Source organism: Chitinophaga qingshengii (assembly GCF_014529935.1).
GTDB classification, from domain to species: domain Bacteria; phylum Bacteroidota; class Bacteroidia; order Chitinophagales; family Chitinophagaceae; genus Chitinophaga; species Chitinophaga qingshengii.
On the sequence record NZ_JACVFC010000001.1, the window covers coordinates 1,229,228 to 1,241,666 of the forward strand.

The 12,439-nt window shown below is 48.0% G+C and carries 7 protein-coding genes; 2 read left to right on the forward strand and 5 right to left on the reverse strand.

Going from position 1 to position 12,439, the window contains the following annotated elements:
- The first annotated feature begins 278 nt into the window (after positions 1 to 278).
- Both ICL07_RS04365 and ICL07_RS04370 read left to right on the forward strand, forming a co-directional pair.
- Complete coding sequence (locus ICL07_RS04365) at positions 279 to 2,681, forward strand: glycoside hydrolase family 31 protein (protein ID WP_188086712.1); 2,403 nt, start codon at positions 279 to 281, stop codon at positions 2,679 to 2,681.
- A 421-nt stretch (positions 2,682 to 3,102) separates the two neighbouring features.
- Positions 3,103 to 3,801 (forward strand): CTP synthase C-terminal region-related (seleno)protein, encoded by a 699-nt coding sequence (locus tag ICL07_RS04370; protein WP_188086713.1) that lies wholly within the window; start codon positions 3,103 to 3,105, stop codon positions 3,799 to 3,801.
- A gap of 1,279 nt (positions 3,802 to 5,080) precedes the next feature.
- Here ICL07_RS04370 and ICL07_RS04375 read toward each other — a convergent pair.
- The 5 genes from ICL07_RS04375 to rimO form a co-directional block, all read right to left on the reverse strand.
- Positions 5,081 to 5,713, reverse strand: coding sequence for a toxin-antitoxin system YwqK family antitoxin (locus ICL07_RS04375; RefSeq protein ID WP_188086714.1), 633 nt, complete (start codon positions 5,711 to 5,713; stop codon positions 5,081 to 5,083).
- A gap of 112 nt (positions 5,714 to 5,825) precedes the next feature.
- A complete protein-coding gene (locus tag ICL07_RS04380; protein WP_188086715.1) occupies positions 5,826 to 6,731 on the reverse strand; it encodes a DUF4382 domain-containing protein in 906 nt (301 codons plus the stop codon).
- A gap of 302 nt (positions 6,732 to 7,033) precedes the next feature.
- A complete protein-coding gene (glgB, locus tag ICL07_RS04385; RefSeq protein WP_223151746.1) occupies positions 7,034 to 8,974 on the reverse strand; it encodes a 1,4-alpha-glucan branching protein GlgB in 1,941 nt (646 codons plus the stop codon).
- A 292-nt stretch (positions 8,975 to 9,266) separates the two neighbouring features.
- On the reverse strand, positions 9,267 to 11,036 hold the full coding sequence (locus ICL07_RS04390; RefSeq protein WP_188086717.1) for a DEAD/DEAH box helicase: 1,770 nt from the start codon (positions 11,034 to 11,036) through the stop codon (positions 9,267 to 9,269).
- Positions 11,037 to 11,115: 79 nt separating this feature from the next.
- Complete coding sequence (gene rimO / locus ICL07_RS04395; protein ID WP_188086718.1) at positions 11,116 to 12,423, reverse strand: 30S ribosomal protein S12 methylthiotransferase RimO; 1,308 nt, start codon at positions 12,421 to 12,423, stop codon at positions 11,116 to 11,118.
- Positions 12,424 to 12,439: the final 16 nt, after the last annotated feature.

Genomic DNA, 12,439 nt, shown 5'->3' on the forward strand with positions numbered 1-12,439 from the left:
CAAAAAATCCCTAAATAAAAAGGTGCTCCTGGAAAGGCGCACCCGTAAAAATAGGTTAAAGCAAAAAGTACATTTACCATATGAAGTTACTAACTAATCAAGTCACTTTTCGTTCTTTTTTGTCAAAAGAATGATTTAAACAGTAAACGCAGGATTATGCGCCTCTAACGCGAATGTCTGCACTACTGTGATTTTTTTATGTAATTTAAGACCATGCAACAGCCGGGAGTTAATCCGGTATAAAACAAGCTGTTGTTCGTGATTCACAAAAAGAGATTATGCAAGTTGAAACCTCGTCCAGTAAATACGGCATCAAACATTATCCTGATGCTATCAAAGAATGGAAAAAAGAAGGAAACTATTTTTGTTTTTATACCAGCGAAACCATTTTGGAAGTAAGGGTAATCGCCGACAAGATCATCCGTTTCCGTTACGCTGCCGACGGTACTTTCCAGCGTGACTTTTCCTACGCCACCAGCGATACCCTCGAAGAATCTCCCATCAGCTTTGGCATAAAGGAATGGGAAGAGACTTTTGAAATATATACCGATGTGCTCAAAGTATTCATTGCCCGGGACAACCTGCGTATTACCATTACCGATAAAGACGGGAAGGTGATCAACCAGGATGAGATGGGCTTCCACTGGCAGCATTACCTGCAAAAAGGGGGTAAAATCGTTTATTGCAGTAAACTGGTACAGGAAGAAGAATGTTTTTACGGCCTGGGGGATAAACCAACGGAACTGAATCTCCGTGGCAAACGCCTCGAAAATTACGGAACGGACGCTTACGGCTACCAGAAAGACACCGATCCGCTATACCGCAACATTCCTTTTTATTACGGGTTGCATAACGGTATCGGCTATGGTATCTTCTTCGATAATACTTTCCGCACCATCTTCGATTTCGGTAAGGAAAGAGAAGACGCCTGCAGCTTCTGGGCCAGGGGCGGAGAAATGAACTACTATTTTATCTACGGCCCTGAACTGCTGGATGTGGCCGCCTCCTACACGCGCATCACCGGTACACCGGAGTTGCCGCCCCTGTGGACGCTGGGCTATCACCAATGCCGCTGGAGCTATTACCCGGACACGCGTGTCCGGGAAATAGCCGCCGAATTCAGGAACCGCAATATTCCCTGCGATGTCATTTACCTCGACATTGACTATATGGAAGGTTTCCGTTGTTTTACCTGGAGCAAGGAATATTTCCCGGACCCGGCCGGACTCATCAGAGACCTGGCTGCGCAAGGTTTTAAAGTCGTGGTTATCATCGATCCGGGTATTAAAGTAGATCCGGATTACGCCATTTATCAGGAAGGCGTTAAAAACAACTACTTCTGCAAACGTGCCGACGGCGCGCTGATGGAAGGCGATGTATGGCCGGGCAAATGCGTGTTTCCCGATTTCACCAATCCGGAAGTCCGGGAATGGTGGAGCAGTCTCTTTAAAGGCCTCGCCGAAACCGGCGTGCGTGGCGTATGGAACGATATGAATGAACCCGCCGTTTTTGAAATGGGTACCTTCCCCGAAGATGTACGCCATGATTATGACGGCGAAGAAGTGAGTCACCGTAAAGCACACAACATATACGGCCACCTGATGAGTAAGGCCACCGCAGCGGGCATGAAAAAATACCTGTTGCCTAACCGGCCTTTCCTCATTACCCGTTCCTGCTACGCCGGCGCCCAACGCTGGTCTTCCGTATGGACCGGCGACAACGTGTCCAGCTGGGAACATCTGTGGCTGGCCACCATACAGTGCCAGCGCCTCGCAGTGTCCGGGCTATCCTTCGCCGGCAGCGATATCGGTGGTTTCATCGGCGAACCCGACGGAGAACTGTATACCCGCTGGATTCAGTTGGCTACCTTCCATCCGTTGATGCGTACCCATTCCGCCAGCAACGAAACCGGCTTTAACCAGGAGCCCTGGAGCTTTGGCCCCGATTATGAAAAAGTAGTCGCTAAATTCATCTCCCTGCGTTATGAACTGCTGCCTTATCTATACACCACCTTCTGGCAATACGCTACACACGGCACCCCCATGTTGCGCCCGCTGGCATTTGTGGCGCAGCACGATGCGGCCACCCACAACTGCACCCACGAATTTATGATGGGTGATGCGTTGCTGATCAGCCATGTAAGTGAAGAAGGCATGAAGGAAAAAGCAGTCTACCTCCCACAGGGGCAATGGTACTACTTCTGGAATGACACCCTATTCCAGGGAGGTCAACAGGTAACCGTTGCCACCCCGCTGGAAGAAATGCCGCTGTTTGTAAAAGCCGGCAGTGTAGTTCCCCGTTACCCGGTGATGCAACATACCAGTCAGGCGCCCGTGACCGAAATGCTGCTGCACGTGTATTATGGCGATGCCGTCACACTCAGTACCCTGTACGAAGATGCCGGTGATCACTACGGTTACAAGAATGGCCAGTATAATGTCATCAACTTCAAACAAATGTCTACAGCAACACAATTTGTGCTGAAGAAAAAGTACTACATCAACTACGAAACAGCGTATAGCCATCACCGTATTGTCCTGCATGGCCTGCCCTTCCAGGCCGGCACCGTGCTGGTAGACGGAGCACCACTGACCTTGAACAACGACAACCACTTGCCGGACGGCACTATTTCGTTTATAGTGGACCGCGGGTTTGAGAATATTACGATACAGCAAGCGTAATCGTTTGCCAACAAAACGTAAGCATTGTGTTACGTCAAACGCGATCGTTGCCGACAAAAAAAAGCATCGTGCTGCACCCAACGTGATCGTTTGCCAACAAAACGTAAGCATTGTGTTACGTCAAACGCGGTCGTTGCCGACAAAAAAAAGCATTGTGCAGCCCCCAACGTGATCGTTTGCCAACAAGACGAAAGCATTGTGCTACACCAAACGTGATCGCTTGCTCACAAGACGAAGGCATTGTGCTACACCAAACGTAATCGTTTGCTCACAAAGCAAAACATCAGGACACACAAAGTATCGTCGTTTTCCAGATCGAAAACAGGATGATACACGTTTTACAACAGGCCGGTCATGTGAACCTCAGCAGGTTTCCATGGCCGGTCTTGCTTTTTTCGGGAGATAATTAATACCTGCCTGCATGAATATTGCCATTATTGGAGATTACGATCCGCACTCAGCCACCCATCCCGCTACCGGTGATGCGCTACAACACGCCGCCGGGGCGTTAGGTATAACCGTTTCCTTTGATTGGATACCTACCGAAAACATCATTCCGCAGTTTGAGATTATCCGGGATCATTATGATGCCTATTGGATTGCGCCCGGAAGTCCCTACCGGGATTTCGCCGGTGTCTTGCACATCATCCGCTATGCCAGGGAAAACCGTATTCCTACAATCGGCACCTGTGGCGGATTTCAGCATATGGCGATCGAGTTTGCCCGTCATGTACTGCAACTGCAGGATGCCGAACATGCAGAATATGATCCGTATGCATCCCGGCTGGTAGTCACGCCACTTAGTTGTTCTCTCGTCGGACAAACGCTCACCATCCACATCACCGACCCACACTCCAAAACAGCAAAGGCGCTGCCATCCGACCAGTTAACCGCCCGGTACTATTGCAATTTCGGACTAAACCCGGATTACCAGGCGATGCTGCACCAGCATGGTTTTCATATTGTAGGTACCGACGATCAGGCAGAAGCCAGGATATTGGAACTCGCAGATCATCCGTTTTTTGTGGCAACACTTTTTGTACCGCAAACCAGTTCTACCGCAGCGTATCCACACCCGCTGATTACAGGCTTTTTAAAGAGTATCACCACCAGAACATAGATAGCATCCGTTGTAGCGTGTTGTCAGGCTTTATCGCGCATCATTTTATGGAAAAATGATCAACCTCTCTCCGCCACGCGGCGTGGAAGGGGACGCATCCCTAAACCCAGGGCTTACAGCGCCGGGCTAAGATCTTATTCAATTTCTTTTAGTGGAAGAACCTAGTCGTATCGGTTGATCTACATCTCCTACCGTAGATATTCCTGATCGAGGCGCTATGCAATTCATGCCAATAGCCAGCAGCCATTTACGCATCATAAACACCTTAGCCCAAGCCCATAAATCACTCAACCCACCCTACTTACGAACTATTCGTTTACATATCATAAACTTCTTAGCCCAGCGCTGTAAGCCACGGGTTTCGGGGTTTTCTACATCTTCTTCATCCCTCAACATTCTTCAACATCTCCCAACATCCCTCAACATCCCTCAACATCCTTCAACATCCTTCAACATCCCCCAACATCTCCCGACATCCCTCACCCCTCCCCATATCACACCCAACATCACCCTCACACAAGCCTCCGCCCCGCGCTTCCATCATCATTGAAACGCAGCAGTTCGTCAGCAGCAAAAGCTTGTCACAGCTCTTACAGTCAATCATGGAACAACTAAAAAGAATGGGTAAAATCAATACTGGCGAAGAAAGAAAAAAAGGCTCTCAGATAGAGATCTGCCGCCGGGTTCCTAACCTATGCCAACTTTAGAGACTGTAAAATTAATGGCTTAAATGCGATGCACAAAATCCCGGCAGGCTTAAAAAGCACAATGAACAAAATGAACAAATTCATTAACATTGAATTAAGAAAATAGTTTTTCCATAGCAATCACACTCCCAGCAAACGCAGGTCTACAAAGCATTTCAGCAACAAAATCAATTTAGCAACACGAACAAAAAAAACCGGATATTCTATTACACTTGTGATCACCACAAGTGTGTAAAATATCCGGCTTATATATCCGACTCAATAAAAAATCGACAAAAAGAAAATGGAGATCAATGCACAAAATACCAGCAACACAAAAATCGCACGAAACAAAATCTCAGTCCTATCCGGAGTAGTCTCGAGGCCATTCAATTCATGAGGTCCATCTCCGTGGTTGATTATCAGGTTTTTCATACAAACAAATTAAAGGATTTACAATAAAACAGTTCAACTCATTGTCACCAGCGCTTATTACCTCATCTACTCCTTATGAAAGTACAAAATAAAAAGCTAAAATGGACAACTTTATCCTTCCTTTTGGTACAAAAACCTGTTCATTTTGTTCAACCCTTTTAATTCCGCTTCTTCCGCTTACCAGCATCCTCATGGGGCAAGTGCGCAGGAGCGGGTGCCGTAGGGGGCGTTGCGACAGTGGTACTGTCTTCTCCCATATCCTCCGGGGTGACCAGCTCCCCTCTTTTGTAATACGACTTCACCATTTTACCGGTATCTTCATCATATAATTTCCACACACCGTTACGCACAGAATTACCCTGCCGCACAATCTCCACCGGCGTCTCTTTCTGGGTAACAGGGTCTACTGCCATCACCGTATCCCGTTGCCCCTCTATTTCTGTTGCCAGATAAGCACCTTCCTCACTCCGCTTGCCATTCGGATAAAAATACTTGCAATACCCATCCAGCACATTGTTCTTATAGGTTTCCTCGGCCATCACATTGCCACCCAGGGAAGTCTTCTTCCAAATCCCTTCCTTACGGCCGTTTTTATAAACTCCCTCCCAGATATAACCCGGTTCTCCCCTCAATTCATCTACCTGCTCTATCCAATACCCCTGCTTCCTTTGCTGGGCATCCTTCTGATTCCTGGGCTGCTTCGCCTGCACTACCTGTCCTGGCTGCCCTTGTCCGTAACTGGTGGTAGCCAGCATCAACCCTATGATGGTTCCTGCAATAATGATTCGCATAAGCTCCTATTTTATCACAAGTTAAAAAATTCCCACATGTATTTGAACAGGTAATAAAAAAGCCGGCGTTCCCTGCAGGAAACACCGGCTGTACTGTTTTTTAGTTGCGTTACTATTTATGCAATTTAATATCTCCCAGCTTGGTATCCTTACCCCGCTCAATGGTTACATTCGTAATGGTGGTGTCTTTGTACCCGTTGGATGTATTCACAAATACATTCCAGGTACCTGTTTTCAAACCACGCACTTTAAACTGACCGCTTCTCCACGGCAAGGCATAGAGTGTGTCTTTGTTGCTGTTGTAAACGGAGACAACAGGGTAGGCATCCCAGGGCGTAACGCTGCCGGAAAGGCTGCCCATTTTCAGGATAGTGAATACGTTAATGTATGGTGTCAGGATAAACTTACCATTCCAGGTACGGATAATGGAACGCTGTACGTCGAAATCCAGCCACAGCTGCAGGTTGTCGGTAGATACTTCATCCCATTCGTTATGCCTGATCCTTACAATAATTTTTGACTGTCCAGACACGGAAGCAACCGGATAAGTCACCCCGCTTTTCACCAGGGAATTATTGCTGCCAATGGTGATCCGGATCTGTTTCATGATACCTTTTTTCACCAGGCCACCAGCCAACAGCGTATCTGCCCCATTGCGCAATGTCAGCAGGTCATACACGCCCGGATGAATGCTAAGCGAATCCCACACCTGGCAGGAATCTCGGCCCTGACGGTCATGATCATGATCTTCATCCCACCAGCAACGGTCACGGTCATTCCAGCTGTCATTATCCGCCTTACCGCAGGTGTCTACCAACACCTCTACCTTACGGATGTCCAGCAATACCTTGTCAAACAACCCGGGGTCATCAGAAAGAAATAAACTCACCTTTTGCTGATTGGGGGGAATCGGCTCATTAGAGGATGACTGATCTTTTTTACAGGAGTACAACATAACGGCGGCCAGCAACGGAATCGACACTGCCAGCAGGCCTCGCTTAAGGAGAGCACTTTTCATACTTAGATGGTTTTATACAATAAAAAATTATGGCTGATGGCATCATAGCACTTAGCAGAAAAACCGACTGTTACTTATGGCTGATCATTGGTTTTATATCTGTCTTCTTCTGTTTCGTCATCCAGGCGATGACTAATTACTATGTGCTACAAAAAAACGTCTGTATCTCTCCTCTTATTGCAGTCTCTCAAACGTTCTGATAATAGATGGGACAAAATGGAAAAGGTTTAATACAAGAAAAGAAAAATCCGATACCCCGCCGTAACCGGGTATCGGATTCAAATAAAATGTATGTCAAATAATTACGCAGTAACAGGTTTCAATATAGTTATGCCCAGTGGCGGAAGACGCAGTGACAGGGTGAATTCGCGGCCATTATAAAATTGTTTGACGGCCTTCAGCTGCCCCGTGTTTACCACCCCGCTTCCATAATAAGCAGGATCATCACTGTTTAATATCTCTTCCCATAAACCTCCCAGGGGAAGACCTACCGGGTATTGCTCCCGTGGCACGGGTGTCATATTCAGTACCACCAGCATAACATCACCGGCTGTTTTGCCTTTTCGTAAATAAGCCAGCACACAATTGTCATAGTCGTTGACGATCATCCATTCAAAACCGCTCTCTTCAAACTGTAATTCGTACAAGGCGGTAGACTCCCGGTACAACCGGTTCACATCTTTTACAAAGTCCTGTATCCCTTTGTGGGTAGGATATTTCAACAGTTGCCAGTCCAGCTCCCGTTTGTAATTCCATTCCGATGTCTGCCCAAACTCGTCACCCATAAACAATAACTTGGTACCGGGATGCGTATACATATAACCATACAACAACCGCAGGTTGGCACATTTCTGCCAGTCATCGCCGGGCATTTTATACAACAACGGCGACTTCCCATGCACTACTTCATCATGGCTCAGCGGCAGCATATAATTCTCCCCGAAAGCATATACCAAACTAAATGTCAGATCATTCTGGTACCATTTGCGGTGAACGGGATCTTTTTTGAAATAGTCCAGCGTATCATTCATCCAACCCATCATCCACTTCATACCAAAACCCAAACCACCTACAAAAGTTGGCCGGGATACCCCATAATGATTGGTGGAATCTTCGGCGATGGTTTGTACATCGGGGAACAGGGCATAAACAGTTTCATTCAGTTTTTTGAGAAAACTGATGGCTTCCAGGTTTTCGTTACCGCCCAGTTCATTGGGCTCCCAGGCTCCCCGTTCCCGGGAATAATCCAGGTGTATCATCGAAGCTACAGCATCTACCCGCAGCCCGTCAATGTGAAATTTGTCCAGCCAGTAAATAGCGTTGCTCAGCAAAAACGACCGTACTTCGTTGCGGCCATAATTGAAGATATAGCTGTTCCAGTCAGGATGATATCCTTTGCGCATGTCAGCATATTCATACACATGGGAACCATCGAACCGGTACAGACCATGGGCATCATGCGGAAAATGCGACGGTACCCAATCCAGGATCACCCCGATACCCGCCTGATGAAAGGCTTCTACCATCAGCATAAAATCCTGCGGTGTGCCGTAGCGGGATGTAGCGGCGTAATAACCGGTCAACTGGTAACCCCAGGAGCCGTCGAACGGATGTTCCATCACCGGCATCAGCTCTACATGCGTAAAGCCCATTTCTTTCACATAAGGCACCAGCATCGCTGCTATTTCACCATAGGTATACACACTTTCTTCGTTGTTGGGGTCTGGCCGGCGCCAGGAACCGAGGTGTACTTCATACACGGAGAAAGGGCTGTTCAGACTGTTTTGTTTTTTTCTGCCCTGCATCCATTTTTTATCGTGCCAGGTATGATCCAGCGGATGCACCTGGGAAGCGGTTTTAGGCCGCACTTCCCAGCGGGTGGCAAAAGGATCGCCTCTGAAAAGTTCTTCGCCGCTGTTGGAGCGGATAAAATACTTGTACAGGCAACCGGCTTCTACCCCGGGAATAAAGCCTTCCCAGATACCGGAGCTGTCCCAGCGGGGTAAAAGGGTGTGACTGTAATGGTCCCATTGATTAAAATCGCCCATAACGGCTACAAAGGCTGCGTCAGGAGCCCATACGGCAAAATAGGTACCCGGTACGCCTTCATACTCCAGCGTATGTGCACCGAATTTTTCGTATAGCCGGTAGTGTGAGCCTGCCTGAAACAGGGCAATATCTCCGGATGAAAAAAGGGAAAATGGCTCTACTGACTGCAAAGGGCGATTGATAACTCCGGTCATAGTAACGTGTGAATTGGGTGTCTGCATAAACAAGATAGTCTAAATTTGGCTATTTTGACATTTAGTCGTTGGGTTATTTGGTTATTTGGTTATTTGAGATGTTGGAATTTAGGGATTTTTTTGAAGAGAAGAATCATCAGGGGCAAAATGGACTTTCCGGCAGCGGCAGCAATAACAAAATATAAAAATAAAAAAATAAAAAAATCCCAAAATGAAATTTGGGTATCTCAATATCCGGGTGCTCTCCGCAACCAGGATATCAAAATACCCAAATATTAAATATCAAAACGAATTAGTACTTACGTTTGAACGGAGGTTTGCCACCACCGGAGAACTCACGTTTCTCACCGCTACGGGGACCGCCGGGAGACCAGGTTCTTTTACGCGGGCCACCTTCGCCGCCACGGTTGCCGTTGAAACGACCACCGCCGCCACCGCCGCGTTTGTCGCCGTCCTGAGACATTTCGATCCGCACGCTGCGACCGTTGTATTCCACTTTTTTGAAGCTCTGTGTCACTTTCTCTAATTCATCATTTTCCACTTCAAAGAAAGAGTATACGCCTTTCAGGTCGATACGGCCGATTTTATTGCCACGAACACCGGTGTTATCACACAGGTAACGGAGCATATCGCCACGGTTGAAATCGTCCACAGAACCCAGGTTGATGAACAGGCGGGTGTACTTGCCACTACCACGGCGGTCACGTCCTTCATCGCCACCAAAACGTTTTTCGTCTTTTACGTTCAGGTCCGGAGCGTCCTGGTAGTATTCGAGGAACTGGTTGAATTCCAGGGAGGCAAAGCGTTTGATCAGCTCTTCCTTGCTCATGGCAGAGAATTCTTCGTATATACGTTCCAGGTATGGATCGATCTGTTCTTCGTTCACTGTTACGTTATGTACTTTATGAACGAGGCCAAACAGTTGTTTTTCGCAAACAGCGAAACCATCCGGTACTTCAGCTTTCACGAATTTTTTGCCGATCACTCTTTCGATCTGGCGGATTTTTCCGGTATCACGGCCGCTGATAATAGCGATAGATACACCGGATTTACCGGCACGGCCGGTACGGCCGCTGCGGTGGGTGTAGTTTTCCACGTCATCCGGCAGGTCGTAGTTGATAACGTGTGTTACGTTATCTACGTCGATACCACGGGCGGCCACATCGGTAGCTACCAGTACCTGGAGGGCTTTTTCACGGAAACGTTTCATCACCTTATCACGCTGTTGCTGGGTAAGGTCGCCGTGCAGGGCGTCTGCATTGTAACCATCCTTGATCAGGGATTCAGCGATCTCCTGAGATTCAATTTTGGTACGGGTGAAAATGATACCGAAGATATCGGGGTTATAGTCCACGATACGTTTCAGGGCAGCATATTTATCGCGTGGGCGAACCACATAGTATTCGTGCTCGATGTTGGCGTTACCGCTGTTTTTGGTACCAACGGTCAGCTCAAACGGATCTTCCATGTATTTTTTCGCGATACGGCGCACTTCCTGTGGCATCGTAGCGGAAAACAGCCAGGTAGTTTTAGATTCCGGGGTATTGGACAGGATGCTGTTGATGTCTTCCTGGAATCCCATGTTCAGCATTTCATCGGCTTCGTCCAGTACGGCATAACGTACATTGTCGAAGTTAACCGCGCCACGGTCGATGATGTCGAGCAAACGGCCCGGAGTGGCTACCACAATGTGTACGCCTCTTTTCAGTTCGCGCAGCTGTTGCACGATGCTGGAACCGCCATATACCGCAACAATACTTACCTCGCCGAGGTATTTGCTGAAGTTTTTGAGGTCATTGGTGATCTGCAGACACAGTTCACGGGTAGGGCACAGGATCAGTCCTTGTGGTTTGTTGATTTTCAGGTCCAGTTGCTGCAGCAATGGTAAGCCAAAAGCAGCGGTTTTACCGGTGCCCGTCTGGGCCAGTCCCACAAAATCGCGGTCTCCGCTTAACAGAACGGGAATAGCCTGTTCCTGGATCGGTGTTGGGGAAACGAAACCCAGGTCCGTAATTCCCTTCAAAATAGGCTCTTGTAAGCCCAGTGATTCAAATGTTGTCATTGATTTGCATTAATCGGGCTCCGTCGGGAGCCATGTAAGGCCCTACGCCTGCGGGCGGCGGGCTGTTTGAAATATTTTCCTATACTAATTCACCTTCGAGATCGTAATCAAACGCTTTGGTGATACGTACATTCACAAAATCGCCGGGTTTGAGGCGTTTAGAGGTATTGATAATCACTTCATTGTCCACTTCCACAGAGTCGAACTCCGTACGGGCCAGGTATCTGCCGGCCTCTTTTTTGTCAACGATGACCTTCAATACTTTACCTACTCTTTCCTGGTTTTTTTCCAGGGAGATTTCCTGCTGTACTTCCATGATCTCCTGTGCTCTTCTTTCTTTTTCTTCAGCGGGGATATTGTCTTCCAGGGCATAAGCACTGGTACCTTCTTCATGGCTGTAGGTAAATACGCCTACCCTGTCAAAACGCATTCTTTCGAGGAAACCTTTCAGTTCTTCCACGTCGTCTTCCGTTTCACCGGGGAAACCGGCAATAAGGGTGGTACGGAGACAGATACCGGGTACTTTGGCGCGGATCTGGTGTACCAGCTCCTCGATGTCTTCACGGGTAATCTGCCGTTTCATGGCTTTGAGCATGGCATTGGAAGCGTGCTGCAAAGGCATGTCCAGGTAATTGCAGATGTTCGGAAACTCGTTCATCACATCCAGCACTTCCATGGGGAATTTGGTTGGATAAGCGTAGTGCAGGCGTATCCATTCCAGGCCTTCCACACCTGCCAGTGCGCGCATCAGGTCGGCCAGGCGACGCTCTTTATACAGGTCCAGACCGTAATAGGTCAGTTCCTGTGCTATGAGCATGATTTCCTTCACACCGGAGCGGACCAGTTTCTCTGCTTCTTTTACCAGCTCTTCGATAGGGCGGGATACGTGTCCGCCGCGCATCAACGGGATGGCACAGAAGGAGCAGGTACGGTTACAACCCTCTGCAATCTTCAGGTATGCATAGTGGGAAGGAGTGCTGAGCAAACGTTCGCCTATCAGCTCGGATTTGTAATCGGCGTCAAATTTTTTCAGCAGCAAAGGCAGTTCCATGGTGCCAAACCAGGCATCCACACCGCCAATCTCTGATTCCAGATCACCACGATAACGCTCGCTCAGACAGCCGGTTACATATACTTTGTCCAGCTTGCCGCGTTGCTTCAGCTCTACCTGTTCGAGGATGGTGTTGATGGATTCTTCTTTCGCTTTGTCGATAAAACCGCAGGTGTTGACCACCACGATATTATGGTCTCTTTTGGTGCTTTCGTGCACAACATCGACCTCATTGGCCAGCAGTTGCCCGCTCAGCACTTCTGAGTCAACCATGTTCTTCGAACAACCAAGCGTAATAATGTTAACCTTGTCTTTCTTTAAAGTTTTCGTCTTCAAGGGCGAATGTTTTAGA